The following is a 26330-nucleotide window of genomic DNA, read 5'->3' as shown; positions in this document are numbered from 1 at the left end:
GGTCCTGTCTCCTTAATTCGCTTGTGCTGGTGGGGTGATCGGTTGATCCATACGCGCCAGCATGTCTCGTACCTGTGGGCATCCGGCACTTGGATCCGGGCCGAATGTGACTTGGGTTTCTTCCCAGACCGCATCCAATGCTTCCAGATCGTTGGGATCGTCGTCAGGCAGTTCCAAAAGTTCTGTTACTGCCTGTTGGTCGGGCTTGGCATCCGCCAATTGCAGAAGGGCGGCGAACACTGCTGCATACTCGCTCTCCCGCCGTGTCAATCGGGTATAAAGCGCCTTAAATATATGCGCAGCATCCGCCAGCACCTCCTGTGCCTCGCCGAAGGGACGCGTGGCGAGGTACTCCAACAAAACTGGCAGGTGATCGGGCAGTTCTGATGTCTCTGGCTCAAACCCGGCGGCACGATAGGTTTCGATCAGATCGACCATCGCGCCACCCCGATCCCGGCCTTCGCCGTGGATATGTTCAAACAGGTTCAGGCTCAGCGTCCGTGACCTGTCAAACAGCATCACGTACCGTTCCTGAAGGTCATAGATGTCATCGACACCCAACCGGGTTAGCAACGGTTGGAGTGCGACAATCTGATCGCATGCCAATAGATGCTCGTGCTCGAATGCAAAAGCGATCTCACCCGTTGCGTTTTGCAGCTCTTCTGACGGATAACTCAGAAGAACGGACAGTGCTTTCAATGTCTTAATCATCAGAAGGCCTCCGAAGGAAGGGTGAGTTTTTTCTTTTTGCCGCCGAACATCGAGCCCTTGGAAATGCCGCCGGAACAGCCATTGCCGTCGGTGAAGCCGCAGCCGCTACGGATATCCATGGCCTCTTCGACCTCTTCGCGGTGGGTTGTTGGGATGACGAACCGATCTTCGTAATTGGCAATGGCCATGATGTGATACATGTCCTCGATCACGTGACCGGCCATACCAACGCGGGCGGCGATGCCTTCGTCGATCACGCCTTCAACGGTTTTCGACCGCATGTAGGACCGCATCGCCAGCATCCGTTCCAGCGCGGAAACCACGGGGGCCTCATCACCAGCGGTCAGCATATTGGCCAGGTAACGGACCGGGATGCGCAGGGATTTGACATCCGGCATATCGCCATTCACGCCAATCGCCCCGGCCTCTGCCGCGTTTTGGATCGGGCTGAGGGGCGGGATGTACCAAACCATCGGCAGTGTCCGGTATTCCGGATGCAGCGGGAAGGCGATTTTCCAGTCCATCGCCATCTTCCAGACCGGGCTTTTGCGCGCGGATTCCAGCCAGTCTTCTGGAATGCCTTCGGCACGCGCAGCGGCGATGACCTCTGGATCGCTGGGATCAAGGAACATATCCAGCTGTGCCTGATACAGATCCTTTTCATCTGGGGCGTTTGCGGCCTCTTCGATCTTATCGGCGTCATAGAGCAACACACCCAGATACCGGATACGACCAACGCAAGTTTCAGAGCAAACCGTTGGATTGCCGCTTTCGATCCGCGGATAGCAGAAGGTGCATTTTTCCGATTTGCCGGTATCCCAGTTGTAATAGATTTTTTTGTACGGGCAGCCCGACACACACATCCGCCAGCCGCGGCATTTTTCCTGATCGATCAGGACGATGCCGTCTTCCTCGCGTTTGTAAATCGCACCAGAGGGGCAGGAGGCCGCGCAAGCCGGGTTCAGGCAGTGTTCACACAGCCGCGGCAGGTACATCATGAAGGTGTTTTCATACTGACCGTAGATGTCTTTCTGAATGCCTTCAAAGTTGTAGTCTTGTGACCGTTTGGCAAATTCACCGCCCAGGATTTCCTCCCAGTTGGGGCCACGCTCGATCTTCTCCATCCGCTCGCCGGTGATCTTTGATCTTGGGCGGGCGGTGGGGAAAGCCGTCATTTCAGGCGCGGATTTCAGGTGGTCATAGTCGAAATCGAACGGCTCATAATAATCGTCGATTTCCGGCAGATCCGGGTTGGCAAAGATATTTGCCAAAATTCGCCATTTCGACCCCTGCTTGGGCTGCAGCTTACCGCCACGTGTCCGTTCCCAGCCGCCATTCCAGCGTTTCTGGTTTTCCCAATCCTTGGGGTAGCCTACGCCGGGTTTGGTTTCGACGTTGTTGAACCAGGCGTATTCAACGCCATCGCGGCTGGTCCAGACGTTCTTGCAGGTGACAGAGCAGGTGTGACACCCGATACATTTATCGAGGTTCAGCACCATACCGATTTGAGCGCGTACTTTCATTCTGCTGCCTCCGAAGCTGTTGCGGGCGTGTCGAGCCAGTCGACCTTACGCATTTTCTTGACCACCACGAATTCATCGCGGTTCGACCCGACCGTGCCGTAGTAGTTGAAGCCATAGCTCTGCTGGGCGTAGGCCCCGATCATATGCGTGGGTTTCAACGTGGCGCGGGTGACGGAATTGTGGATGCCGCCCCTGTTGCCGGTTTTTTCCGATCCGGGCGTATTCACGATTTTTTCCTGCGCGTGATACATGAAGGTCGTGCCGTCCTTCATCCGCTGGGACACGACCGCGCGGGCGGTCAGGGCACCGTTGGAATTGTACAGCTCCACCCAGTCGTTATCCACGATCCCCGCTGATTTGGCGTCATTTTCAGATAGCCAGATCACCGGGCCACCGCGATTGAGCGTTAGCATCAACAGGTTGTCGGAATAGGTGGAGTGGATCCCCCATTTCTGGTGTGGCGTGATGAAGTTCAGGATCAGCGTGTCGCCATCATCCTGAATGTCCGGGTTGATGGTTTTCAGGTCCACCGGAGGACGGTACGACATGAAGCCCTCGCCAAAGGCGCGCATCCACAAATGATCCTGATAAAGCTGCTGTCGCCCGGTCAGGGTGCGCCATGGGATCAACTCATGCACGTTGGTGTAGCCGGCGTTATAGCAGACATGCTCGCTCTCCAGTCCCGACCATGTTGGTGAACTGATGATCTTGCGCGGTTGTGCTGCAACGTCGCGGAAGCGGATTTTTTCCTCTTCCTTGGGTTTTGCCAGATGGGTGTGATCACGCCCGGTTGCGTTGGACAGTTGTTCCCACGCTTTGACGGCGACCTCACCATTGGTTTCAGGCGCTAACATCAACAACATTTCGGCTGCATCAATGGCTGTTTCCAGTTTGGGTTGACCTTTGGAGACACCTTCGTCGAGCACAGTTCCGTTCAGATCACGCAAGAGCTGAACCTCATGTTCCGTATTCCAGTTGATGCCCTTGCCACCGTTGCCCAGCTTTTCCAAAAGCGGCCCGACCGAGGTGAACTTTTTGTAAAGGTTGGGATAATCCCGTTCGACCGCGATATAGTTCGGCGCGGTCTTGCCCGGGATCAGATCGCATTCGCCTTTTTTCCAATCCTTCACCTGATCCTGTGCGATTTCCGCAGGGGTGTCGTGCAGGATGGGCAATTGTACGATATCTGTTTCAACCCCCAGAATTTCTGGCGCGACCTCAGAAAACTTCTTGGCAATTGACTTGAAGATTTCCCAATCCGATTTCGACTCGTAGGCCGGGTCCACCGCTGCTTGCAACGGGTGGATGAACGGGTGCATGTCGGATGTGTTCAGGTCGTCCTTTTCATACCACGATGCGGTGGGCAGAACGATGTCCGAATAGACTGCCGTGGTCGACATGCGGAAGTCGATCGTTACCAGCAGGTCGAGCTTGCCTTGCGGAGCTTCGTCATGCCAGACGGCCTCTTTCGGCTTTTGCTTGCCTTCCTCGCCCAGATCCTTGCCCAGCACACCATGATCGGTGCCCAAAAGGTGTTTCAGGAAGTATTCATGCCCCTTGCCTGATGACCCCAGCAGGTTCGATCGCCAGACAAACAAGTTGCGAGGCCAGTTTTCGGGGGCATCGGGATCCTCGCAGGACATTTTCAGATCACCGGATTTCAGGTTTTCGGCCACATAGGCGGGAATTTCCTTCCCGGCCTCTTTCGCGGCTTTGGCGACCTCCAGAGGATTGGTTTTCAACTGCGGGGCAGAGGGCAGCCAACCCATGCGTTCGGCCCGAATGTTGTAGTCTATCAGGTTGATATTCCAGTCCCCTTCGGGGGCCGTGGGCGACAGAATTTCATTGGCTTCCAGCTGTTCATAGCGCCATTGATCGGTGTGCGCGTACCAGCACGAAGTTGAATTCATATGCCGTGGTGGACGGTTCCAATCCAGCGCAAAGGCCAGCGGAGCCCATCCGGTTTGTGGACGCAGTTTTTCCTGGCCCACATAGTGGCTCCAACCCCCGCCGGATTGACCGACACAACCGCACATCACCAGCATGTTGATGACACCGCGATAGTTCATGTCCATGTGGTACCAGTGGTTCATCGCGGCACCGATGATGATCATCGACTTGCCGTTGGTCTTTTCGGCATTGTCGGCAAATTCGCGGGCGACATGGATGATTTTGTCAGCAGGTACGCCTGTGATCTTTTCAGCCCATGCTGGCGTGCCAGGAATGTCGACGGAATAATCAGATGTAACCCAATCACCACCCAGACCACGATCCAGACCATAGTTGGCGCAGAAAAGGTCAAAGACCGTTGCCACCAAAACCTCGCCGTCCGCAGTTTTCACACGTTTGGCAGGGATGTTTTTGGTCAGAATGTTGGGGTGTTCACATTTCACAAAATGCTCAGTTGCATCGCCGCCGAAATAGGGGAAATCAACACCGACGACCTCATCATGATCCTCTTCTAGGATCAAAGACATCTTCAGGTCTGTTTCCGCATCCCCGGCGCGTTCTTCAAGGTTCCACTCCCCGTCTTCACCCCAGCGATAGCCGACCGATCCGTTTGGCGCGACAAGGCCATCAGCCTTATTGTCCAATGCAACGGTTTTCCATTCGGGGTTATTCACTTCCCCCAGTTTATCATCGAGGTCATCCGCGCGCAGGAAGCGACCAGCGACCAGTTTTCCATCTTGTTCGTCAAGTTTAACAAGCATGGGGAAATCACTGTATTTGCGACAGTAATCTTCAAAATACTCTGCCTGGCGGTCAAGGTGAAACTCGCGCAGGATTACATGGCCAAAGGCCATGGCCAGCGCCGCGTCGGTGCCTTGCTTGGCATTCAGCCAGACATCGCCAAACTTGGCGGCCTCGGAATAGTCGGGACAGATGACCGCAGATTTGGTGCCGCGATAGCGGGCTTCTGTATAGAAATGCGCGTCTGGCGTCCGGGTTTGGGGCACGTTTGATCCCCATAGCATCAGGTATCCGGCGTTGTACCAGTCGGCCGATTCCGGCACGTCGGTTTGTTCGCCCCATGTCATCGGGCTGGCCGGTGGCAGATCGCAATACCAATCGTAAAATGACATGCAGACCCCACCCAGAAGGCTCAGGTAACGCGATCCGGCAGCGTAGGAAACCATCGACATCGCCGGAATGGGCGAGAACCCAAAGACACGGTCAGGCCCGTAGGTTTTAGTCGTGTAGGCGTTGGCGGCGGCGATGATTTCAGTCGCTTCATCCCATGTCGCACGGACAAAACCACCCTTACCACGGGTTTTGACGTAAGCGGCGCGCAGGATTGGATCCTCTTGCAACGCTTTCCAAGCGGCGGTGGCTGACATGCTTTGACGCATTTTGCGCCATGCTTTCATCAACTTGCCTCGAATGAGCGGGTTTTTCACCCGGTTTGCAGAATAGAGATACCAGCTATAGCTCGCCCCACGTGCACAGCCGCGTGGTTCATGATTGGGCAGGTCAGGCCGGGTGCGGGGATAGTCCGTCTGTTGGGTTTCCCAGGTCACAATCCCGGATTTCACGTAGATCTTCCACGAACAGGATCCGGTGCAGTTTACCCCGTGGGTCGAACGCACGATCTTGTCGTGGCGCCAGCGGTTTCTATAAGTGTCTTCCCAACCGCGATCCTCGCGCGTGGTCTGGCCGTGGCCATTTGAAAACCGGTCGAGTTCTTTCGACTGGAAAAAGTTCAGGCGGTCGAGCAGATGGCTCATCTCTATCTCCTTGTCAGGGGACCGCCCCGGCTGATTGCCGGAGCGGTGGGACTCTCAGGCAATCACGGGTTCTTCACATAGGCGCCGGGGCGCAGGTAGAACCACCAGTTGATCAGGATGCAGACCACATAGAAGATGGCGAACCCATAGAGCGCATATTCAGGTGTGGCGGCCTTGATTTGTTCGCCGAACACTTTCGGGATGATGAAGGCACCATAGGCAGCCACGGCTGCGGTCCATCCCAGAACCGGACCAGCCTGTTCTTTGTCAAAGACCACAGCAATGGTGCGGAAGGTGGAACCATTGCCAATGCCGGTGGCGGCGAACAAGATCAGGAAGAGGATCATGAACGGGAAGAAGAAATCTTCTGGCGTGGCCGACACATAGGCCTGTTTCAGAAAGTAGGCGACGCCCAGTGCCGATGCGACCATGACGATCGAAATCCACTGCGTGACGCGTGCGCCCCCCAGTTTGTCAGCAATTGAACCACCGATAGGCCGGATCAACGCACCGATAAACGGTCCCATCCAGGCATACATCAGGGCGGATGGTCCATTCGGGTTGGCCAAATCATGGGTGATGACACCGTCAACTTCGATATGCTGAAAGCCGAAGACCACCTTGATTGCCAAGGCAAATGTCGCGGCATAACCGATGAAGCTGCCAAAGGTCATGGTGTAGATGACCGTCATGGCCCAGGTGTGTTTGTTGCCAAATATCCGGTATTGACGGGTCAGGTTGCGACCCACGGGACCGGGGATCATTTTCAGCAGCAAAACTGTTAGGGCGATGACGATCGGCAGAACAATCCATTTGGAAACTCCAAACCCGGAACCGCCCACCTTTTCAGGCAACATCAGCCACAGGCCAAATGCAGCGGTGACAAACCCGACAATCAGCATGAAAGAGATGATCCCGAACGAGCCCAACGGCGAAGGAATATCGGGGGAGACATGTTCATCGCGGATGTTGTTCATGCCAAACCAACCGGCAACCGCCAAAGGTATCAGCGCCAGCAACCAGACAAACCCCGCGTTTTGAATGTAGGTCTCTGTCCCGGCTGGGATTTTACCAATCAATGTGCCAGATGTGTTTTGCAGGATCATCGGCTCGCCGCCAAAGAGGCCAAAGGTCATGACCAGTGGGATCACGATCTGCATGGTTGTCACACCAAAATTACCCAGACCCGCATTCATGCCAAGTGAATAGCCCTGCATCCGTTTGGGAAAGAAGAAGCTGATATTGGACATCGAAGAGCTAAAGTTGCCGCCACCAATACCGGACAGGAAGGCCAGGATCTGGAACTTCCACAGTGGGGTGTTGGGATCTTGCAAATAGTATCCAGCGCCTATGGCCGGGATCATCAGCAAGGCAGTGGTGAAGAAGATCGTGTTGCGACCACCCGCGATCCGAATGAAGAACGTCGAGGGGATACGCAATGTCGCCCCGGTCAGACCGGCGATCGCAGCCAGAGTAAAGAGTTCAGACTTTTCGAACGGAAATCCCAGATTCAGCATCTGAACCGTGATGATCCCCCAGTACAGCCAGACGGCAAAGCCGCACAGCAGCGAGGGGATGGAAATCCAGAGATTGCGGTTTGCAATCCCTTTCCCGATCGAGGACCAATAGGCCTCATCATCCGGTGTGTAGTTTCTTAGATCTTGTCCCAATTTAGGTCTCCTTGATCAGAGAGTGGGGCAGGCCGCCGGGGCAGCCCGCCAGAATGTCATTCGGCCGGTTGGCTAGGATTTTGCCGCGACTCGATCGCTTCCAAACCCACCCGCAATGCGGCGTTGGCTTTGTCTGCACGGCGGCGCAGGGTTTCGATATTGGCTGCGGCAAAGGCTGCGCGTTCTTCATCTTCTTGACGGGTCGAGAACCGGACAAAGAAGGCGAGGAAAGAGGCGCAGCTGACGACGACGCCCAGGATGAAGAAAGCTTCGCTCCAATCGATCATGTTCTTGAACAGGAAGCCTGCCAGAACCGCACCGGCGTTCCCGCCTGCGCCAACCACACCAGCAACGGCGCCCAGTGCTTTTTTATTGATGAAGGGAACCACCGAATAAGTTGCGCCCTCTGCCATCTGTGTGAAAAGCGAGAAGACGATCAGCGCAGGAAGGGCCAGGAAAAGTACCTGCATCTGGCTGAAGATCATCAGCGCAAACCCTTCGAACAGGATGCAGACGAACAGCCAGAAAGCGCGGCCTTTCAACCCCCAGAGAGATCCGAAGTTATCGCCAAAGATGCCACCAAGCGTCCGGGCAAAGATATTCATGAGACCGAACGATGCTGCAACAAAACCCGCTGCCACAAGGCTAAGGTCGAAGTAGTCAAAGAAGTAGAGCGCCGCGACGTTGTTGACGGTCAGTTCGATCCCAAAGCACGCACCGTAGATCACGAACAAAACCCAGACCCGGGGATCTCTCAGTGCTTGCATGTAATTGCCGGTAACGTCTTTCTTTTCGTGCATCAGCCCCTTGGCGCGCAAATCGTCAAAGTTACCGTCTGGTGCGTCCTGGGTCAGCAGATAATATGCGATCCCGACCATGAAGATGATGACACCCACGACAACCATCGCCAGCCGCCAGCCGATTGCCTCGGAAAACCCGAAGCCAACGACAAAAACCGAAAACAGCAGCGGCATGACAAACTGTGTGACACCACCGCCGAGGTTCCCCCAGCCAGCCGAGGTCGCGTTGGCCTGACCCACCACGTTGGGTGCGAACATGACTGTTGTATGGTACTGCGTAATGACAAAAGCCGCCCCGATCCCGCCGATCAATACGCGGAACAAAAGGAAGGATTCAAAGTTCCAGGAAAGCCCGATCCCCATCACCGGGAAGGCCCCAAGGATCAGAAGCCATGTATAGGCCTTGCGCGGACCGATCCGATCACACAGCCAACCGATGAAAAATCGCGCAAAGACCGTGATCGCGACCGACCCGATGATTGCCCAGCCGATCTGATCTTTGGTCAGTTGCAATTCGTCGCGCACCACTGTCATCAGTGGCGCGATGCCAAACCACGCAAAGAAGCACGAGAAAAACGCGAACCACGTCATGTGGAACGTTCTGATCTGCACCATTTTTACATTTAGGAAGTTCGACCACAGGGCAGTGGCCTTGTTCTGAAGTTCCATGATGTCCCTTTCCATTCCTATGTGGCGAAAGCCACGAAACGTTCGGGATGAAAGGTGACGTAAACAGGCGTGAAGAAACTTGATCTAGATCATAATTAGAAAATATTCATTAATAATAACGGCTTAGTTGATTTAATTCTAACACTCATCCTAACCCGATCAAGCAATGACATGCTGAATTGCAATCACAGTATTGACATATGCGAGCAACTCGATTGATAAATATCAAAACTGGAGGAATGGCGTGTATCTAGGAATGCCTGAGTCGGATTTCCCGGAAGTCCGCAAACTTGATCTTTTTAAAGATATGCAGGATGTGAACTTTCAGGCATTGATGCGCGGGTCATATGTGCAGAATTTTCCGCCTCAGATCGAACTGATCACCGAAGGAGATTCCAGCGACTTTCTGCATATTGTTCTGACTGGGTCTGTAGAACTGTTTGCCAACTGGAATGGGCGCGAGACAATGATGGCGCGGGTCTTGCCAATATCGACCTTTATCCTTGCGGCGACGATCAAGGATGCCCCATATCTGATGTCGGCCCGCACATTGGAAAAAAGCCGTATCGCGTTGCTACCCAGCAAGGATGTGCGGGCCGTTTTTGACGAAGATACCAATTTCGCCCGGTCAATCGTGACAGAACTGGCCCAATGTTATCGGTCCGTTATCAAAAACAGCAAAGACCTGAAGCTACGAACATCGCTTGAACGTCTGGCAAACTATGTCCTGCGGCTTCAGAGGTATCATGACGGCAAATCGTCGTTTGAGCTGACAATTGAAAAGCGCCGACTGGCGTCGCTATTGGGGATGACACCTGAAAACCTTAGCCGTGCGTTCAAGGGGTTGGGGGAACACGGTCTAAAGGTGAATGGCAACCAGATCACCATCACGAACCCGGAACGCTTGTTTGCTTTTGCCAAGCCCACCCCGATGATCGACGGGTATTAGGACCGGTTCTTATCCAATATCTGCAATCGCAGATCCGACACAGCATTGGCGTGGCCGTCAAACCCCTCATACCGGGCAAATCGATAGGCATGCGGTGCGGCCTCTTGATAGCCAGCGCGCGTGACATGGGCGACAGTGTTGCTTTTCATGAAATCATAGACACCCAACGGCGAATGCACTTTGGCATGGCCACCTGTCGGCAGCACGCAGTTCGGGCCGAGCACATAGTTCGCCGTTGATCCCGCCGCCCAGTTGCCCAGCAATATTTCTGCAGCATTGCGGATATGGGTCAGGTGATCAAACGGTTCAGCCGACAGTACCTGACAATGTTCCGGCGCGTAGTCGTTGATGAAATCATAAGCCTCTTGGGCAGACCCTGCCAAAATAACCCCGCCGTTTTTGCCGCAGAGCACCGCTTGTGAATGTTTAACCCAGCGTTCACCCATTTTGGCCCAGTAATCGGGCAGGGCGGCAATTGCCCCTTCGGCCACCTCGCGCGATGTGGTGACAAGGAAGGCAGAACTGTCATCGCCATGTTCAGATTCAATCAGCAAGTCCAACGCCGCCAGACGTGGATCCACCGTGTCATCAGCAAAAACAATCGTGTCTGTCGGGCCAGCAGGCAGGCGAGAGGTGATTTTGCCGGCCAACAGCTGTTTGGCCGCGACCAGCCAAGGGCTGCCGGGGCCTTCGATCTTCAGGCATTTGGGCACGGTTTCGGTGCCAAAGGCCGCTGCCGCAACGGCGACAGCGCCGCCAGCCTTGTAAACCTGCTCAACGCCTGCCAAGCGCGCGGCAACCAATGTGGCCGGATCAATCTTTCCGTCTGGGCCTGCTGGCGTCAGGATGATCGGATCGCGCACGCCCGCCACCACCGCTGGGATCGCCCCCATCAGGGTGACAGAAGGAAACGATCCCTTGCCACGCGGCGAATAAATCGCGGCACTGTCGATCGGCATGTGACGTTCACCGGCAAAAACGCCCGGGCGGACCTCTTGCATCCACATCTCACCCGGCATCTGTTCCTGATGATACCGGCGAATATTGTCAGCGGCATATTCCAGGGTTTCGATGATATCGCGGTCCAATATGTCAAAGGCGGCATCTATGTCTGTCGTGCTGGCCCCAACCTCTGCGGTGGTGAACTGTGCGCCGTCAAACCGCGCGGCATAGTCTACAAGCGCGGCGTCCCCTTTGGTGCGCACATCTTCGATCACCGGGGCGACTTTTTCCAAAAACTCTCCCAAATCATTTTCCGGGCGTAACAAAAGCGCAGCACGCTCGTCTGCGGTTAGTTTGGAAAGCTCGTAAAAGGAGACATCAGCCATTTTCGGGGTCCTTGGTCATTCATCATCACGGGAGGGAATACGTAGTATCCCACGGGTCAGACGCTTTGTGCATCGAATTTGGTCGATATTCCATCCAAAACAGCGCTCACACTGCAAATCGGTCGATTGACAATCGGATCAGATGCAAAGATGCAGGACGCGTCAGATGACGGCGCCGGAAGGGACATGGTGGCATGAGTGATATCTGGGATGGATTGTCCCAAGCCTTTTGGCTGGTGATATCTCTCGATCAGGGATTGATCGAGATCACCTTGCGCTCTTTACAGGTGACACTCAGCGCGCTGGTGATTGCATCAGCGATCTCCCTGCCGCTGGCCGCGCTTTTATCGGTGCGGCGGTTCAGATTTCGCAGAGCGACAATAGCGATCCTGAACGCGCTGATGGGGTTGCCGCCGGTGGTGGTGGGGCTGATCGTCTATATGCTGTTGTCGCGGAGCGGACCGTTCGGGGTCTTTGGCCTGCTGTTCACGCCGTGGGCAATGATTATTGCGCAGATCGTTATCATCGTGCCCCTGATCACATCGGTTGCCCATCAATCGCTGCGGGAACTTTGGTCAGATTATCATGACCTTCTGATTTCGCTGAATACCGATCAAAAACAACGGGTGCGAACGCTTTTGTGGGATGGGCGCCGGGCATTGCTGACGGCCTCTCTCGCCGGTTTTGGCCGCGCGATCGGAGAGGTCGGCGCGATCATGATCGTCGGCGGCAATATCGACCATGTCACGCGGGTTCTGACCACGGCAATCGTCTTGGAAACCGGGAAAGGTGATTTCGCACTGGCACTGGCGCTGGGATTTGTTCTGATCGGCATGGCCATTGTTGTTAATCTGGCGATCCACACGTTGTCGCAGACTGAAACAAGGGGGCGTTGGTGATCCGAATGCTGCCTGCTTCTGTCAAAAACGCCGTGGTCAGGCGCAAGGGTAAGACCCTGATCGGGCCCGTCGATCTGACACTCGCGGAAACTGGAGTGACAATTGTTATCGGACCCAATGGCGCAGGCAAGACAACGTTGCTGCGCATGCTGCACGGTCTGGATCGGATGAAATCGGGTACAATCACCTGGGCCTGCCCCACGTCACAGGCGCGCGCGCGGCAGGCTTTCGTGTTTCAGCATCCGGTTTTGATGCGACGCAACGTACGTGACAATATCGCCTATGCCCTTCAAGTTGCAGGAGTTTCAACGCAAGAGGCCCGAGGGCGCGCTGAAGATTGGGCAGCCAAAGTTGGGCTGTCCGGCATGCTGGAATTGCGGGCGTCGGTGCTGTCTGGCGGCGAACGTCAAAAAATGGCGCTGGCACGGGCGCTGATCCGGGATCCGGATGTGATCTTTCTGGATGAGCCCTGTTCATCACTGGATGGGCGGGCCACGCGTGAGATTGAGGAGATCCTGAAAGGTGCCGCCCAACAGGGCAAGCGCCTGATCATGTCGACCCACGATATGGGACAAGCGCGACGTTTGGCGAGCGAAGTGATTTTCATGCTGAACGGATGCATCCACGAAATTGGCCCGGCGCCTGAGTTTTTTGACAACCCTCAAAGCGCCAAAACAGGTGCATTTCTGAACGGGGATATTGTGGAATGAAAAGACTTGTTTTTGCATTTATATCAGTGTTTTGCCTGACGTCTTTAGTCGCCGCCGCAGAACTGAAACTCGCGGTCACGACCTCCTTTCAAAATTCGGGGCTATCAGATGTTTTACTGCCTGTAATTCAAGAGGATACAGGTATTGAGGTGCATCTATTGGTGGTCGGCACCGGGCAGGCGATCCGGCTGGGAGAGGCGGGCGATGTCGATGCCATTCTTGTGCATTCTCGGGCGGCAGAAGATCATTTTGTCGACGCGGGCTTTGGCACCCATCGACGCGAAATCATGTATAACGACTTTGTCTTTATTGGCCCGTCTGGGGATGAGGCCGGGATTGCGGGGGCCGGGTCTGCGACAGAGGCCTTGCAAAAGCTGGCAGCAGTAGAGGCCTCGTTTGTCAGCCGCGGTGACGACAGCGGCACCCACAAAAAAGAGCTAAGCCTTTGGAAAGAAGCTGGATTATCTGTAGGTGCTTTCACCGGTTGGTACCGCGAAGTGGGCGCTGGGATGGGGGCTGCCCTGAACACTGCATCGGGGATGAATGCCTATATTATGGCCGACAGGGCGAGCTGGCTGAACTTTAAAAACAAGGGCGATCTGGCGCTACTTTATGCGGGCGATCCGGTGCTGTTCAACCAATATGCCTATCTGCCGGTGAACCCGGAAAAACACCCGCATGTCCGGCATGACCTTGCTGCCAGACTCGAAGAATGGCTGGTCTCTGACGCGGCCCGCGATCTGATCAGCAGCTACCAAATCAATGGCGAAACGCTCTTCGTCTTTAATGCTGAAGGCGACTGAAAACCCTACGCTGCATCACGCCGGTATTGCGTCGGTATTACGTCGGTGGTGCAAACGCGTGACAGTGTCGGGAAGATCTGCGCCGTTTTCGAATGCCGCCCAAACCAACGCATCAAAAATGGCCTGCTGGGTGTGATCTGTTGCGGCGGTCAATTCGGGATGCCATTGAACGCCCAGACAGAAAGGGTGATCGACATGTTCCAGCGCCTCGACAATTCCGTCCGGGGCATATGAGGTCGCAATCAAGCCAGGGCCGATTTGATCCACGCCCTGATGATGGCCGGACATGGCGGCAAACCGGTCACGCCCTGTCGCGAGGGATAGCAATGAGTTTGGGAGCGCGCTCTGCTCCTGCATGGTCCAGATCGTCCCTTTGCCCTGATGGATGTTTTCCGGGTGCAGATCGGCAATGTGCTGGATCAACGTGCCGCCCATCGCAACGTTTAGGATCTGGATGCCGCGGCACACCAGCAAAACCGGAATGTCACGTCGGGCGAGCAGCTTCTGCACAAGGGTAATTTCACTTTCGTCCCGCTCTGCATTGGCGGGCAGGACGTTTGAATTGGCAAAATCGTCTGAATAGCGAGCAGGATCAATATCCGTGCCACCCGTGACGATGATGCCATCGACGATATCAAGCCAGCGCTCGATATGCGCCTCGCCGGGGGGTAACAGCACCGGCACGCCGCCGGCCCGGCGAACGGCATCGGTGAAATCCGTCGGCATGACAAAATAGCTGTCGTAATCGTCAGAAAGAACGGCCTTCTCTGCGCGGCCGTAGGTGGTGATGCCAATAATAGGGGCTGTCATGGATTGTCACGTGTGTTGGGTGGAACATTATCTACGCCGCTGCCACCCCAGGGATGACAGCGCGCAATGCGTTTGGCAGTTAGCCAACTGCCCTTGATCGCGCCGTGCTTGGCCAACGCTTCCAACGCATAGGCCGAACAGGTCGGCTGAAAGCGGCAACCATGGCCGACCCATGGCGACAAAAGCAGCCGATAAGCCCGGACGGGCAGGGCAACGATATGGGCAAGCGGGGTCATCTGTCGTCTGCGTGGATTTTGCGCAAGGCGGTTTCAAGATCGCTCAGCAGTTCCGGGAACGGCCGGTTGGCTGTTTCCGTCGGGCGGCCCACCAGCACATAATCCCAGCCGGGTCGCCCTTGGGCGGGCAGGGTCAGGCGGGCGATTTCGCGCAGGCGCCGTTTGGCGCGGTTGCGGGCCACGGCATTGCCAACCTTTTTCGAACAGGTGAAACCGACGCGGATCGTGTCAGCGGTTTCATCGTCGCCGCGTTTTCGCGCCTGCAACAAAAAACCGGGCATGGGTTTGCGTTTGGCGCGGGCGGCGCGCAGAAAATCCGGGCGGTTTTTCAAAACCTCCAGACAAACGGAAACCGCCGGGGGCCGTTCCGCGTACCCGGCAGTCTTGCCTTTCGCGGGGGCCTCCGGCGGTGTCATAGCCTGTTTGTCGTCTCGCTTATGCGCAGAGCGACTTGCGACCGCGCGCACGACGTGCGTTCAGGATCTTGCGGCCAGCTTTGGTTGCCATGCGAGCACGGAAGCCGTGGCGCCGCTTGCGAACCAGATTAGAAGGTTGGTAGGTGCGTTTCATCGCCCGTCTCCGTCAGATTGGTCCCCCAAAACCATTGGATTCGGGGACGTCAGTGTTCGAAGCCGGGATTTAGGGGGTTTGCAGACAGAAGTCAATTCGCATGTGTCAGCTTTTCTGCAACATATTTCGCTGTTTTTGCGGTGAAATGTTACAGGCCCTGACACATAGCGCCAAAAACACCTGAACTGCAATCACCCCGGTTCAAGCAACTGTGAAGAGCCTTTCAGGTGGTGGCCTTGGTGATCATGTTCTGCGCAGAGTACACAAGGGACAGGACTATAACGAGATGACTGATATGACACAGAATGTGCCGAATAATGGTCTGCGACGCGCCCTGCCGCTGATCGTGATTATTGTGGCTGCCGTTATTGGGTTTTTCACGCTTCGCGATCATCTGAGTTTTCAGGCTCTGACCGAAAACCGGGAAATGCTGACCGCCTTTCGCGACAGTCATTTTGTGCTGACGGTTTTAGGCTTCATTTCGATCTACGTGGTGATTGTGGCGTTCTCATTGCCGGGTGCCACGATCGCGACCCTGACTGGGGGTTTTTTATTTGGTGTCTTCCCCGGCGCCTTGTTCAATATTGTCGCCGCAACCATCGGGGCCACAGCCATATTCATGGCGGCGCGCTGGGGGTTGGGTGAAAAACTGGCGGCCAAGATGGAAGCATCTGACGGAGCCGTGAAAAAGATCAAGGATGGCATTGACGAAAACCAATGGTCGATGCTGTTTCTGATCCGACTGGTGCCGGCAGTGCCCTTTTTTGTCGCCAATCTGGTGCCCGCGCTGGTGGGGGTGCCGCTGTCACGCTTTGTGGTTTCGACCTTTTTGGGCATCATACCCGGCGGTATCGTCTACACCTCTGTGGGCGCAGGACTGGGCGAAGTTTTTGCAGCCGGTGAAACCCCCAACCTCAGGGTCATCTTTGAGCCGCATATCCTGCTGCCGATTTTGGGTCTGTGTGCGTTGGCCGCATTGCCGATCGTGCTAAAAGCCTTTGGCAAGAAGGGGGTTTGAGTGGTGGAGCGGATCAAGACTGATATCTGTATCATTGGTGGTGGTTCCGGCGGGTTGTCGATTGCCTCAGGCGCCGTGCAGATGGGGGCGAAAGTCGTCCTGGTCGAGGGTCACAAGATGGGTGGGGACTGCCTGAACTATGGCTGTGTGCCCTCCAAAGCGTTGATCGCGGCGGGTAAGGCCGCCCATGCAATGGAAACCGGCGCGCCCTACGGCGTGCGCCCTGTCGCACCAGAGGTCGAGTTCGCAGCCGCCAAGGATCATGTTTCCAACGTCATCAACACCATTGCCCCGCATGACTCGGTGGAACGGTTTGAGGGGCTGGGCGTCAAGGTCATCACGGAATACGGGCACTTTATCTCAGACCGCGAGGTTCAGGCAGGTGACACCGTGATCACTGCGCGCCGCTTTGTGATTGCCACGGGGTCATCCCCCCTAATCCCCCCGATTCCTGGGCTGGAAAGCATTCCCTATGACACCAACGAAACCATCTTTGAAAACCGCGAACGGCCCGAACATCTGCTGATCATTGGTGGCGGGCCGATCGGTATGGAAATGGCACAGGCGCATCGGCGTCTTGGGTCCAAGGTTACGGTGATCGAGGGGCTGAAAGCCCTGCACAAAGACGACCCCGAACTGGCGGCGATTGCATTGGACAGTTTGCAGGCCGAAGGGATCGAGATTGCAGAAGATGCGATGGCCGCAGAAATCCGCGGACAGGCAGGGGCGATAGAGATTGAGGCCACAGATGGCCGCATCTTCAAAGGATCACATTTGTTGATGGCTGTGGGGCGCAAACCCAACACCGACAAACTGAATCTGAAAGCCGCAGGCGTCGAAACGGACCGTGGGCGGGTGAAGGTGAATGACAGCTTGCGCACCGCAAACCGCCGGGTCTATGCCGTGGGCGATGTGGCGGGGGCGCTGCATTTCACTCATGTGGCGGGGTATCATGCCGGCGTGGTGATCAAATCCATGCTGTTTGGCCTGCCGTCCAAGGCACGGGTCGATCACATCCCCTGGGCCACCTATATTGATCCTGAGATCGCGCAGGTTGGTCTGACCGAAGCCCAAGCAAGAGAGGTGCATGACGATAAGTTGGAGGTCGCAAGGTTCGAGTTTTCCGGTAATGACCGCGCCATAACCGAGGGCAAAACAACCGGCCTGATCAAGGTGATGGTGGTCAAGGGCCGCCCGGTCGGCGCGTCCATTGTGGGGCCACAAGCTGGCGAGCTGATCGGCATTTGGGCACTGGTGATCGCAAACAAGCTCAAAATCGGGGCGGTTGCGAATATGGTTGCGCCGTATCCAACGCTGGGCGAGATTAACAAGCGTGTCGCCGGGGCCTACTATTCACCTCGGCTGTTTGAGAGTGCGAAGGTCAAGGCGGTGGTCCGCTTTGTCCAACGCTGGTTGCCATAACAAAGGGGAGGGGGCATGCGGTTCTTTAGAACACTATCCGGCCGGTTCCTGATCCTGACGATCGTTTTCGTCATGCTGGCCGAAGTTCTGATCTTTGTGCCATCGGTCGCGCGTTTTCGCGAGGATTTCCTGCTGCTCAGGCTGGAACGGGCGCAGATCGCGTCGCTGACGCTCTTGGCCGAAGATATGCTGGAACCAGAGCTGGAATATGAACTGCTGAAAAACGCAGGCGTTTACAACGTGATCCTGCACCGCGATGACACGCGGCAACTGGCGTTGGCGTCTGAGGTGCCCTGGCCCGTGCAGCACCATTATGACCTGCGTGATGCCAGCCCATGGGTTTTGATCCGCGATGCGCTGATCCGTCTGGCGACACCGGAAAACAAAATGGTCCGGGTGATCGGGATGCCGGTGCGCGAGGCCGGGGTCGAGATCGAAGTCACCATGGAAACCGAAGAGCTGCGCCAGGCGATGTTGATCTATGGGCGCAACATCTTCTTTCTGTCCCTGTTCATCTCACTGATTTCGGCAGGGATGTTGTTTTGGGTGGTCAGGTCCTCGATCGTGCGACCCATCCAGCGGGTGGTCGAGGCCATGCAGTCCTATGCGGCAGCCCCTGAAGATGCCCGCAGGATCATTATGCCCGATTCCGGCATCGTCGAGCTTCGCGCCGCAGAGGACGCCCTGAACTCCATGCAGCGTGAGCTGACCCATGCCCTGAAACAAAAGGAACGTCTGGCGCAATTGGGGGGTGCTGTTGCCAAGGTCAGCCATGATCTGCGGAACATCCTGACGGTCGCTCAGTTGATGGTCGACCGGATGGATATGAGTGAGGATCCGGCGGTGCAGAAAACAGCACCAAAACTGGTGAATTCCATTACCCGTGCGGTCAATCTGTGCGAGGGCACATTGGCCTTTGGCAAGGCCGAAGAACCAGCGCCCAAGCTGAACATGATTTCGCTGGATGACCTGGTGCGCGACGTGTTGGATAGCGAAAGGTTGGCTGTCGACAGCGCAGCGATCCAGTTCAATGAAACGATCCCGGACGGCATGATGGTTCGGGCCGATTCTGAACAATTGCACCGGGTTTTGTCCAACCTTGTACGCAACGCGCGTCAGGCGATGGCGGCAACAGGGGCCGAGGGCGCCGTTTCTGTACAGGCGCAAGAGGATACGTCTGATTGGGCCATTATTGTTGCCGATAACGGCCCGGGACTGCCGGCAAAAGCGCGTGAAAACCTGTTCACACCCTTTCAGGGCGGGGTTCGCAAAGGCGGCACCGGGTTGGGGCTGGCCATCGCGCAGGAACTGATCCGGGGCCATGGTGGATCGCTGAAATTGCTGGAAACCGGCGCGACAGGAACACGCTTTATCATCCGCCTTCCGAAAGGTGATCTTGATGCGTAATTTCTGCGAATTATCCCTTGCAAAGCCCGACAGGTGGGTCTAAACCCCGCCCTCACGGACCGATAGCTCAGCTGGATAGAGTACTTGACTACGAATCAAGGGGTCGGGGGTTCGAATCCTCCTCGGTCCGCCACTTCCCCCTCTTATACAATTTTCCTCACCATCATTAAGTTACCAATACACCATATTTATATGGGTATTTCTGCATTCTGTTATTTCATTGGCTTTTACTCAATTACACCCGTATACTTTCCTTGAGTGGTATTTATTGTGGTATGATTGATGGCCGCGCTGGGCGGAAAGCTGACAAAGAAGCTGGTGGAGAATCTGGGGCCGGGGCGTCATGGGGACGGATCGGGCCTGTATCTGGTTGTTGATCCATCGGGCGCACGGCGCTGGATTGTCAGGGTAACCGTCAAAGGGCAGAAGAATCGCAAGGGTGCGCCGCTGCGCACAGACTTCGGTCTAGGCGGCGCAGATGTGGTGACACTGAATCAGGCGCGGGAACGGGCGCTGGAATATCGACGCATGGCCAAGGCGGGTCTGAACCCCCGATTTAATTCCACTCAGGAAGTGCCCAATTTCGAGGAACTAAGCCGTCAGGTTCATATAGATCGTCTTCCCACATGGAAAAACGCCAAGCATGGTCAGCAATGGCTGAACACCTTGCGGGATTATGCCTTCCCCAAGATCGGGCGCATGCCGGTAGACAGTATTGAACAGCCAGAGGTGCTGATGTGCCTGTCGCCGATATGGACAGACAAGCACGAAACGGCCAAGCGGCTGGCGCAGCGGATCAAGACGGTTCTAGATGTGGCGAAGTCGAAGGGGTTCAGATCCGGTGAAAACCCGGTAACCGCTATTCGTGATGCGAAGGTGCTGCCAACGGTCAAAGCCAAGGTGCAGCACCACGATGCGATGGATTGGCGGGATGTGCCGGCCTTCTATGCGGATCTGACAAGCCGTAGTGCGATGGCGGCGAAGGCGCTGAGGTTCACTATACTGACGGCCAGCCGCACGTCTGAGGTATTGGAGATGACATGGCCGGAGGTGGATTTTGACGCCCGGATTTGGACGATCCCAGCCGAGCGTATGAAAACCGGGGCAGTCCATCGGGTTCCTCTGACAGATGAAATGCTATCGATCCTGGAACCGTTGAAGGCCATGGCATCTGACTATGTGTTTGAAGGCCAGCGTCGCCATCAGCCGCTGTCCAACATGTCGATGTTGATGCTGTTGCGCCGGATTGGGATCAAAGATGTTACAGTACACGGGTTCCGCAGTTCCTTCCGCGACTGGGCCGCAGAGGCCACCAATGCCCCGCGAGAGCTGGCGGAGGCCGCTCTCGCCCATCAGGTCGGCTCAGACGTTGAGCGCGCCTATGCGCGGTCGGATTTGTTGGAACGGCGACGGGCGCTGATGGAAGAGTGGGCGGGGTTTGTTGGTATGGGCGAGGTAGGAAAGTAGAATATGATAAATAGCGATTGTGAATTTGAAAGCATTCCTGCTGACAAGAATCTCATATTCGGTGAAATCGACTTTGAGGCCCTTAAATCGGCAATTTTGAAAAATGGGCCATTGCATTTAAGCCAACGTGAAAGCGGCTTAGAAACTTTCTTTTCGATTACTCCCTGTTTGTGCGGTTTTGAAGGGTGCAAAGAAGATGTAATTTGGGCCGCCTTCCGCCATGGTGTTACTTTCATCAAGTCGACAATTGATAAGGAGGATCTCCAACCTTTTTCTTCTGTATTTGAATTTTTAATCGCTTTCTTTCACTTTCCTGATTCCTTCTTCTCTTCGTCCGCAGCAGAACAAACCTTTGAGGCTGAGATCTACCGAGCTTTGGGTATCGACCCTTTCGAGGTCTATGCATCTGAAGACTTTTCCGCCGCGGTAGCGGATGAGATGGACCAAGACAAACTTGATGCTTTGCCATTTTGGGAATCGCACACTCTCGTTACTTTGCTGCGCTGTATTCATTTGAAACGCGAAATGAGGCGGGTGCTTCGAGATTGCTCTGATGAAGAGCTGAAAGATAGTTACGATACAGGTCCAAATGGACGAAAAGAGCTAGACGATCTTTTTGGCGAGGGGTTTGATTTAGGCTTCTTGGCGGGACAATTGCAAAGCGAGTATCGCTCGAAAACCCGGTTCGAGGATTTAGTCGAAAAAGGTGAGCGAAGCGTAGCGACGCAAGCTTTGCGAACACAAGCGAGTGGTGCTGCGTCATCGCAAAAAAAGCTCAAAAATCTCGAGTGCTTCATGTCAGAAATTGAGCGACTGGGAAGTCATTATCCTGACATTCCGGAGCAAATGATCTTGGCTCAGGCTTATAAGAATTCTAAGAAAGTTCGAACTATGCCTCGGAGCAAAAAGGCACAAGAAGACTACGAAGTCACGTTGCGTTCTCTTGAACCATTCAAGTCAAGGTACGAAGCCGTTTTCAGAACGAACGCTTAAGCGATTTCTCCTACTGCGCAAGCGCTTAAGCGGTCGGAAAAAACTGGTGACAGTTCACAGAATCTGCCCATAATTGGGAGCCATCGCAACCAATCCGAAAGGACCAGCTGATGGCAGAAATCTTCGACAGTAATCGTACCTATATGCTTGGCGATCCGGAACTGGATGTTCTGGGCAGCCGGGAAAAACTCGCACAGTGGCGGCACCGTAATGTCGGACCTGCGTTCATCCGCATTGGCCGACGCATCGCCTATCACGGTGCGGACCTGAATGCCTGGCTGAACGCCCGGCGTATCGATCCCAGCAGTGAGGCCGCCTAATGAAAAACCCCAACTCCGCATGCGGTGCCGGGGCTTTTCTGCTGACATTGGATGCCAGACTAGACACCTCATCTGATGCCAGAAAACGCCCCCATCCTGCAACTGAAATCCGCAAACGCTTCTATCTGTGCCCGGGCACCAATTCGGTTGAGCCTCTTCGCATTCGCAAGGGGGCAATCCAGTATGACTGAGTTGAAGCCAAATGAATTACGCCCCGGTGCTCAAGGATCTGATCGGGTCGCCCGTTCCGCCACCAGCCACCGGGAAAGCGCTGATGACTATCATTCGGTCATCATCCGGTCAGACAAATACCGGGTGATCATCTGCAAGGATAACCATCAGTGGATTATCCAGCGCAGGGCCGGTGTACGGCACGGCACGGTTCGGTGGGACAGTCTTGCCTACTGCCGCAGCCGCAAGACCCTTTTGCGGCTTTGGCCGTGCCTTCACGGTGATGGCAGTGGATCTTGGCCGGAACTGGAATGCCTGCCTTCCACGTTTGGAGGCCGCTGATGGCAGGCAAGAGGAAAGGCAAACGCTCTGACGAGGGTCAGTATGTAACGATCCCCTACGCGATGCTGAAAAGCGCCGCGTGGCGGTCCCTGTCCGGCAATGCAGTGCGGCTGTGGTTTGAACTGCACACGCGCTTTCATGGTGGCAACAATGGGCAGCTGTCGCTGTCATTCGCTGAGGCAGGTGAATTGCTCGGGATGGGGAAGGCAACGGTGCAGCGCGCCTATCAGGAGCTGGAGGATCGTGGCTTCCTGGCGCTGGAGGAAGAAGGCAACTGGTATCACCGCCGCGCCCATCGCTGGCGGCTGACCACGAAGCCCACGCAACGGGCAAAAGGCAAGGAAAGCGCGACCAACGATTGGCGCCATTGGCGGCCGAAAAAAACAAAACGCGGTTCTGAAACGGAACCGTCAGGGTCCTCGGTGGTTCCGTTTGAGAACCCAAGACCCGCTCATGGTTCCGTATCAGAACCCGTCAGGGCCATTTTAGACCACTCCTTCGGTTCTGAAACGGAACACTAATAATACCACTCCCCTACAGGGCAGGAGAAAGGCAAGAGGCACATGACGGGTAAAAAGCAGACTGAGGCAGCAGAGATGAAGAACTCCGACAATCAAGGACAGACACTGGGCGTGACCCTAAGTGGCAGCCCGAGTGAGGGTCAGCAAGTCGCCCTTCATGCGGAGGATTCATTGAAAACCATATTTGGCACAGAGTTGTCGGAAATGGCTGAAGCGCTTCTGAGCCAATGCATGAAAGTTTTGAAAAGCAATGAGGCCAGTGATGAGTTTGCTGGCAATGACGAGCGCAGCTTTATGCTGGCAGCGGTTGCAGAGATTCAACCCCGTGACGCGTTCGAGCGAATGCTGGCGGTTCAGATGGCAGCAACCCATGTCGCCATGATCCGATCTGGCCGATGGCTTGCGCATACAGAGAACGTGGAACAGGTGAAGACGCATTACGCAGGCTACACCAAGCTGGCCCGTGCCTATGTCTCTCAGATGGAAGCGCTGCGGAAGCATCGCACTGGTGGCAAACAGACAGTCACGGTTCAGCACGTGAATGTCGGGGATGGCGGCCAGGCAATTGTCGGCAATGTTGAGACCGGGGGGAGGGGCCAGGATGAAACATGACGCCAACCCCATGCAAAAGGCGCATGCGGCGCCCAGATGCACAGCACATTCCAAGCGCTCTGGTCTTCTATGCAAAAATCCCGCCGTTCGCGGCTGGACCGTCTGTCGCATGCATGGCGCAAGAGGTGGGCATGGTGCAGGAAAAGCCAATCCCGCCTACAAGCATGGAATGAGGTCAAATGAGTGGGTGGAGGTGCGGAAAGAGATAAACGAGATCGCGCGGATTCTGGGTGCGAAGTGAGGCGCGGCGGAGATGTAGTCCGCGTTATCTATCGTTCAAATTATTGAAATAAATATGAGGAAATTATCGAGGAACATATAATACCACAAAGTGTACCACTACATATTTCTCAAATCTCCAATTTATTGGGGCTCTAGACATCGATTAGTCTATATAACTGACAGCTTGGAAAGCATTGCGGACAATTATTCATTACGCGGCTAATGACCGGTTTGAGAACCAGTCAGCCCACAATGACGACTACCGAAATTTGAACAAATGTCCGCCATCGATGAAATATGCTTTGGATTGGGCTTTTGCCCACGTCTCTGAATACACTTTCAATGAGCAGGATGTAGTCATTGCTAAAGACACGAATTATTCTCGCTGCATTGCTGTGTGTACAATGTGGCGCCAAGTATATCACGATAGTTCGATTAAAAGTGCAGCAGTTGTTCTAATAATCAAGCTTACTATGGTGTGCGGGCTAAGCAGTCAGGTGTGAAGTTTTGATAACCATTTCAAACTTAACACATATCTATCTACTAAATATTTAGTTTGACATCGGCGGAGCCTTAAGACTACCGTTATTGCAGTTGGTGACCGCCGACTCATATATAAATTTTGGGAGGATACGAGATGCGTAAGTATCTGCTCTCCGCGACGGCTGCGATTGCTGTCATCGCGGGGCATGGGACTGCTTTTGCTGATGCAGCAGCAGCCCAGAAATGGATTGAACAAGAATTCCAGCCATCCACACTGTCAAAAGATGAACAAATGTCTGAGATGGAGTGGTTTATTGAAGCTGCTGGACCATACCAGGGCATGGAGATTAACGTCTTGTCGGAAGGTATTCCGACACATGGCTATGAATCAGAAGTCCTGACCAAAGCGTTTGAAGAAATCACAGGCATTAAGGTCAACCACCAAATCCTCGGTGAAGGTGAAGTTGTGCAGGCGGTTCAGACGCAAATGCAAACCCAACGCAACCTTTATGATGGATACGTGAATGACTCCGATCTGATCGGCACTCATTCTCGCCTACAACTGGCCTATAACCTGACGGAACAGATGGCAGGTGATTGGTCAGCCACAACATCGCCAACGCTTGATCTGGGCGATTTTATGGGAATCCAATTTACGACCGGGCCGGATGGCAACCTTTACCAACTGCCCGATCAGCAATTTGCGAACCTTTACTGGTTCCGCAAAGACTGGTTTGACAATCCGGATTTGCAGGCGCAATTCAAGGCAAAATACGGATACGACTTGGGTGTTCCGGTAAATTGGTCGGCCTACGAGGATATTGCTGAGTTCTTTTCGAACGATGTTCAGGAAATCGACGGTGTTCGTATTTTTGGCCACATGGACTACGGAAAGCGCGCCCCTGACCTTGGTTGGCGGATGACTGATGCCTGGCTTTCGATGGCTGGTACCGGCTCAAAGGGCGAGCCAAACGGCATCCCGATCGATGAATGGGGTATCCGGATGGAAGCGGGATCATGTAACCCCGCCGGTGCATCCGTGTCTCGTGGGGGTGCCGCCAACGGTCCGGCCGCGGTCTATGCGATCCGCAAATGGGACGAATGGCTGAGAAACTATGCCCCTCCAGGTGCTGCCAGCTATGATTTCTACCAATCGTTACCCGCGCTTGCACAAGGTAATGTGGCCCAACAGATATTCTGGTACACAGCCTTTACAGCGGACATGGTCAAACCACAGGCCGAGGGCAACAACACGGTGGATGCAGATGGCAATCCGCTGTGGCGTATGGCCCCATCTCCCCATGGTCCATATTGGGAAGAGGGTCAGAAGGTTGGCTATCAGGATGTGGGGTCTTGGACTTTCCTGAAGTCGACGCCTTCGGATCGCGCGCAAGCGGCATGGCTCTACGCTCAGTTTGTTACATCCAAAACTGTTGATGTGAAGAAATCTCATGTTGGACTAACCTTCACACGCGATAGCACCGTTAACCATGGATCGTTTACCGAACGCGCCCCGAAGCTGGGCGGATTGGTTGAGTTTTACCGCTCACCTGACCGCGTTGCTTGGTCTCCGACAGGTATCAACGTTCCAGATTACCCAAAGTTGGCACAGATTTGGTGGCAACAGATCGGGGATGTGAACTCTGGTGCGTTTACACCTCAGCAAGCTATGGATCGTCTGGCCGAAGAAATGGACATCACCATGGCCCGGATGCAAGCAGCTGACGAAGCCGCGAATGTATACGGTGGCTGTGGGCCGCGACTGAACGAGGAAAAAGATCCTTCGGAATGGCTCGGCAATGGTGGTGCAAAGGCCAAGCTGGACAATGAGAAACCGCAAGGTGAGACGGTCAACTACGATGATCTAGTCGCCCGCTGGAACCAGTAGGAAACTCAACCGATCCAACGTAAACCATTGGGTCGGGAATGGCCGGATCTCTTCCTGAGTC

Annotated in this window: 25 protein-coding genes and 1 tRNA gene; 16 read left to right on the top strand and 10 right to left on the bottom strand. The window is 55.0% G+C overall.

Features of this window, described 5'->3' with window-relative positions; translation table 11 throughout:
- Nucleotides 1-12 precede the first annotated feature (12 nt).
- From narJ to AC2D8P_RS03335, 5 genes are all read right to left on the bottom strand, one after another.
- Complete coding sequence (narJ, locus tag AC2D8P_RS03355; protein ID WP_484700433.1) at nt 13-711, bottom strand: nitrate reductase molybdenum cofactor assembly chaperone; 699 nt, start codon at nt 709-711, stop codon at nt 13-15.
- The gene (narH, locus tag AC2D8P_RS03350; RefSeq protein ID WP_484700431.1) at nt 711-2234 is read right to left on the bottom strand and encodes a nitrate reductase subunit beta; all 1524 of its coding nucleotides are present in this window, start codon (nt 2232-2234) and stop codon (nt 711-713) included. Before narH ends, narJ begins: the two co-directional genes overlap by 1 nt.
- Nucleotides 2231-5959 (bottom strand): nitrate reductase subunit alpha, encoded by a 3729-nt coding sequence (locus tag AC2D8P_RS03345; RefSeq protein WP_484700429.1) that lies wholly within the window; start codon nt 5957-5959, stop codon nt 2231-2233. The genes narH and AC2D8P_RS03345 overlap by 4 nt, the downstream gene beginning before the upstream one ends.
- A 62-nt stretch (nt 5960-6021) precedes the next feature.
- Nucleotides 6022-7629: an MFS transporter gene (locus AC2D8P_RS03340; RefSeq protein WP_484700427.1), complete on the bottom strand. Its 1608-nt coding sequence runs from the start codon at nt 7627-7629 to the stop codon at nt 6022-6024.
- A gap of 56 nt (nt 7630-7685) precedes the next feature.
- Nucleotides 7686-9098 carry an MFS transporter gene (locus AC2D8P_RS03335; RefSeq protein WP_484700425.1) on the bottom strand — a complete coding sequence of 471 codons (1413 nt, stop codon included), beginning with the start codon at nt 9096-9098 and terminating at the stop codon, nt 7686-7688.
- A 256-nt stretch (nt 9099-9354) separates the two neighbouring features.
- On the opposite strand from AC2D8P_RS03335, the gene AC2D8P_RS03330 reads away from it, so the two are divergent.
- Nucleotides 9355-10047 (top strand): helix-turn-helix domain-containing protein, encoded by a 693-nt coding sequence (locus tag AC2D8P_RS03330; RefSeq protein WP_484700423.1) that lies wholly within the window; start codon nt 9355-9357, stop codon nt 10045-10047.
- Here AC2D8P_RS03330 and hisD read toward each other — a convergent pair.
- The gene (hisD, locus tag AC2D8P_RS03325) at nt 10044-11375 is read right to left on the bottom strand and encodes a histidinol dehydrogenase (RefSeq protein WP_484700421.1); all 1332 of its coding nucleotides are present in this window, start codon (nt 11373-11375) and stop codon (nt 10044-10046) included. The two genes, AC2D8P_RS03330 and hisD, sit on opposite strands and share 4 nt — an antisense overlap.
- Before the next feature lie 194 nt (nt 11376-11569).
- Between hisD and AC2D8P_RS03320 the strand changes: the two genes are divergently transcribed.
- From AC2D8P_RS03320 to AC2D8P_RS03310, 3 genes are read left to right on the top strand one after another with little or no spacing between them, the layout of a single operon-like run.
- The gene (locus AC2D8P_RS03320) at nt 11570-12274 is read left to right on the top strand and encodes an ABC transporter permease (protein ID WP_484700419.1); all 705 of its coding nucleotides are present in this window, start codon (nt 11570-11572) and stop codon (nt 12272-12274) included.
- Between the two features lie 5 nt (nt 12275-12279).
- Nucleotides 12280-12984: an ATP-binding cassette domain-containing protein gene (locus AC2D8P_RS03315; protein ID WP_484700601.1), complete on the top strand. Its 705-nt coding sequence runs from the start codon at nt 12280-12282 to the stop codon at nt 12982-12984.
- Nucleotides 12981-13787, top strand: coding sequence for an ABC transporter substrate-binding protein (locus tag AC2D8P_RS03310; protein WP_484700417.1), 807 nt, complete (start codon nt 12981-12983; stop codon nt 13785-13787). The genes AC2D8P_RS03315 and AC2D8P_RS03310 overlap by 4 nt, the downstream gene beginning before the upstream one ends.
- Before the next feature lie 15 nt (nt 13788-13802).
- Here AC2D8P_RS03310 and AC2D8P_RS03305 read toward each other — a convergent pair whose 3' ends face one another.
- From AC2D8P_RS03305 to rpmH, 4 genes are read right to left on the bottom strand one after another with little or no spacing between them, the layout of a single operon-like run.
- On the bottom strand, nt 13803-14597 hold the full coding sequence (locus AC2D8P_RS03305; protein ID WP_484700415.1) for a gamma-glutamyl-gamma-aminobutyrate hydrolase family protein: 795 nt from the start codon (nt 14595-14597) through the stop codon (nt 13803-13805).
- Complete coding sequence (gene yidD / locus AC2D8P_RS03300) at nt 14594-14833, bottom strand: membrane protein insertion efficiency factor YidD (RefSeq protein WP_484700413.1); 240 nt, start codon at nt 14831-14833, stop codon at nt 14594-14596. The genes AC2D8P_RS03305 and yidD overlap by 4 nt, the downstream gene beginning before the upstream one ends.
- Nucleotides 14830-15249 carry a ribonuclease P protein component gene (gene rnpA, locus AC2D8P_RS03295; protein WP_484700411.1) on the bottom strand — a complete coding sequence of 140 codons (420 nt, stop codon included), beginning with the start codon at nt 15247-15249 and terminating at the stop codon, nt 14830-14832. Before rnpA ends, yidD begins: the two co-directional genes overlap by 4 nt.
- Nucleotides 15250-15268: 19 nt before the next feature.
- Nucleotides 15269-15403: a 50S ribosomal protein L34 gene (gene rpmH / locus AC2D8P_RS03290; protein WP_009574071.1), complete on the bottom strand. Its 135-nt coding sequence runs from the start codon at nt 15401-15403 to the stop codon at nt 15269-15271.
- A gap of 286 nt (nt 15404-15689) precedes the next feature.
- Here rpmH and AC2D8P_RS03285 point away from each other — a divergent pair, with 286 nt between their 5' ends.
- From AC2D8P_RS03285 to AC2D8P_RS03230, 12 genes are all read left to right on the top strand, one after another.
- Entirely contained in the window at nt 15690-16421 is a 732-nt protein-coding gene (locus AC2D8P_RS03285) for a TVP38/TMEM64 family protein (RefSeq protein WP_484700409.1), read from the top strand.
- 3 nt (nt 16422-16424) lie between these two features.
- Nucleotides 16425-17843 (top strand): dihydrolipoyl dehydrogenase family protein, encoded by a 1419-nt coding sequence (locus AC2D8P_RS03280; protein WP_484700600.1) that lies wholly within the window; start codon nt 16425-16427, stop codon nt 17841-17843.
- Nucleotides 17844-17858: 15 nt separating this feature from the next.
- The gene (locus AC2D8P_RS03275; RefSeq protein WP_484700407.1) at nt 17859-19250 is read left to right on the top strand and encodes a sensor histidine kinase; all 1392 of its coding nucleotides are present in this window, start codon (nt 17859-17861) and stop codon (nt 19248-19250) included.
- Nucleotides 19251-19306: 56 nt separating this feature from the next.
- Nucleotides 19307-19383, top strand: a tRNA-Arg gene (locus tag AC2D8P_RS03270).
- Between the two features lie 149 nt (nt 19384-19532).
- Nucleotides 19533-20717 carry a tyrosine-type recombinase/integrase gene (locus tag AC2D8P_RS03265; RefSeq protein WP_484700405.1) on the top strand — a complete coding sequence of 395 codons (1185 nt, stop codon included), beginning with the start codon at nt 19533-19535 and terminating at the stop codon, nt 20715-20717.
- 3 nt (nt 20718-20720) lie between these two features.
- The gene (locus AC2D8P_RS03260; RefSeq protein WP_484700403.1) at nt 20721-21710 is read left to right on the top strand and encodes a hypothetical protein; all 990 of its coding nucleotides are present in this window, start codon (nt 20721-20723) and stop codon (nt 21708-21710) included.
- 110 nt (nt 21711-21820) lie between these two features.
- Nucleotides 21821-22030: a helix-turn-helix transcriptional regulator gene (locus AC2D8P_RS03255; RefSeq protein WP_484700401.1), complete on the top strand. Its 210-nt coding sequence runs from the start codon at nt 21821-21823 to the stop codon at nt 22028-22030.
- Nucleotides 22030-22221 (top strand): hypothetical protein, encoded by a 192-nt coding sequence (locus AC2D8P_RS03250; protein WP_484700400.1) that lies wholly within the window; start codon nt 22030-22032, stop codon nt 22219-22221. The genes AC2D8P_RS03255 and AC2D8P_RS03250 overlap by 1 nt, the downstream gene beginning before the upstream one ends.
- The gene (locus tag AC2D8P_RS03245; protein ID WP_484700398.1) at nt 22214-22543 is read left to right on the top strand and encodes a hypothetical protein; all 330 of its coding nucleotides are present in this window, start codon (nt 22214-22216) and stop codon (nt 22541-22543) included. The genes AC2D8P_RS03250 and AC2D8P_RS03245 overlap by 8 nt, the downstream gene beginning before the upstream one ends.
- On the top strand, nt 22543-23064 hold the full coding sequence (locus AC2D8P_RS03240) for a helix-turn-helix domain-containing protein (RefSeq protein ID WP_484700396.1): 522 nt from the start codon (nt 22543-22545) through the stop codon (nt 23062-23064). The genes AC2D8P_RS03245 and AC2D8P_RS03240 overlap by 1 nt, the downstream gene beginning before the upstream one ends.
- 42 nt (nt 23065-23106) lie before the next feature.
- Complete coding sequence (locus AC2D8P_RS03235; RefSeq protein WP_484700395.1) at nt 23107-23676, top strand: hypothetical protein; 570 nt, start codon at nt 23107-23109, stop codon at nt 23674-23676.
- 859 nt (nt 23677-24535) lie between these two features.
- Nucleotides 24536-26269 (top strand): ABC transporter substrate-binding protein, encoded by a 1734-nt coding sequence (locus AC2D8P_RS03230; RefSeq protein WP_484700393.1) that lies wholly within the window; start codon nt 24536-24538, stop codon nt 26267-26269.
- The last annotated feature ends 61 nt before the right edge of the window (nt 26270-26330 follow it).

Source organism: Roseovarius sp. YIN77, from assembly GCF_057219155.1.
Note: the sequence above shows the minus strand (reverse complement) of the source record. Positions and strands in the feature narration are given on the sequence as shown.

Coding starts and splice junctions, on each gene's coding strand:
- narJ (WP_484700433.1), bottom strand. CDS start 711: ATGATTAAGACATTGAAAGCACTGTCCGTTCTTCTGAGTTATCCGTCA.
- narH (WP_484700431.1), bottom strand. CDS start 2,234: ATGAAAGTACGCGCTCAAATCGGTATGGTGCTGAACCTCGATAAATGT.
- AC2D8P_RS03345 (WP_484700429.1), bottom strand. CDS start 5,959: ATGAGCCATCTGCTCGACCGCCTGAACTTTTTCCAGTCGAAAGAACTC.
- AC2D8P_RS03335 (WP_484700425.1), bottom strand. CDS start 9,098: ATGGAACTTCAGAACAAGGCCACTGCCCTGTGGTCGAACTTCCTAAAT.
- AC2D8P_RS03330 (WP_484700423.1), top strand. CDS start 9,355: ATGCCTGAGTCGGATTTCCCGGAAGTCCGCAAACTTGATCTTTTTAAA.
- hisD (WP_484700421.1), bottom strand. CDS start 11,375: ATGGCTGATGTCTCCTTTTACGAGCTTTCCAAACTAACCGCAGACGAG.
- AC2D8P_RS03320 (WP_484700419.1), top strand. CDS start 11,570: ATGAGTGATATCTGGGATGGATTGTCCCAAGCCTTTTGGCTGGTGATA.
- AC2D8P_RS03315 (WP_484700601.1), top strand. CDS start 12,280: ATGCTGCCTGCTTCTGTCAAAAACGCCGTGGTCAGGCGCAAGGGTAAG.
- AC2D8P_RS03310 (WP_484700417.1), top strand. CDS start 12,981: ATGAAAAGACTTGTTTTTGCATTTATATCAGTGTTTTGCCTGACGTCT.
- AC2D8P_RS03305 (WP_484700415.1), bottom strand. CDS start 14,597: ATGACAGCCCCTATTATTGGCATCACCACCTACGGCCGCGCAGAGAAG.
- yidD (WP_484700413.1), bottom strand. CDS start 14,833: ATGACCCCGCTTGCCCATATCGTTGCCCTGCCCGTCCGGGCTTATCGG.
- rnpA (WP_484700411.1), bottom strand. CDS start 15,249: ATGACACCGCCGGAGGCCCCCGCGAAAGGCAAGACTGCCGGGTACGCG.
- rpmH (WP_009574071.1), bottom strand. CDS start 15,403: ATGAAACGCACCTACCAACCTTCTAATCTGGTTCGCAAGCGGCGCCAC.
- AC2D8P_RS03285 (WP_484700409.1), top strand. CDS start 15,690: ATGACTGATATGACACAGAATGTGCCGAATAATGGTCTGCGACGCGCC.
- AC2D8P_RS03275 (WP_484700407.1), top strand. CDS start 17,859: ATGCGGTTCTTTAGAACACTATCCGGCCGGTTCCTGATCCTGACGATC.
- AC2D8P_RS03265 (WP_484700405.1), top strand. CDS start 19,533: ATGGCCGCGCTGGGCGGAAAGCTGACAAAGAAGCTGGTGGAGAATCTG.
- AC2D8P_RS03260 (WP_484700403.1), top strand. CDS start 20,721: ATGATAAATAGCGATTGTGAATTTGAAAGCATTCCTGCTGACAAGAAT.
- AC2D8P_RS03255 (WP_484700401.1), top strand. CDS start 21,821: ATGGCAGAAATCTTCGACAGTAATCGTACCTATATGCTTGGCGATCCG.
- AC2D8P_RS03250 (WP_484700400.1), top strand. CDS start 22,030: ATGAAAAACCCCAACTCCGCATGCGGTGCCGGGGCTTTTCTGCTGACA.
- AC2D8P_RS03245 (WP_484700398.1), top strand. CDS start 22,214: ATGACTGAGTTGAAGCCAAATGAATTACGCCCCGGTGCTCAAGGATCT.
- AC2D8P_RS03240 (WP_484700396.1), top strand. CDS start 22,543: ATGGCAGGCAAGAGGAAAGGCAAACGCTCTGACGAGGGTCAGTATGTA.
- AC2D8P_RS03235 (WP_484700395.1), top strand. CDS start 23,107: ATGACGGGTAAAAAGCAGACTGAGGCAGCAGAGATGAAGAACTCCGAC.
- AC2D8P_RS03230 (WP_484700393.1), top strand. CDS start 24,536: ATGCGTAAGTATCTGCTCTCCGCGACGGCTGCGATTGCTGTCATCGCG.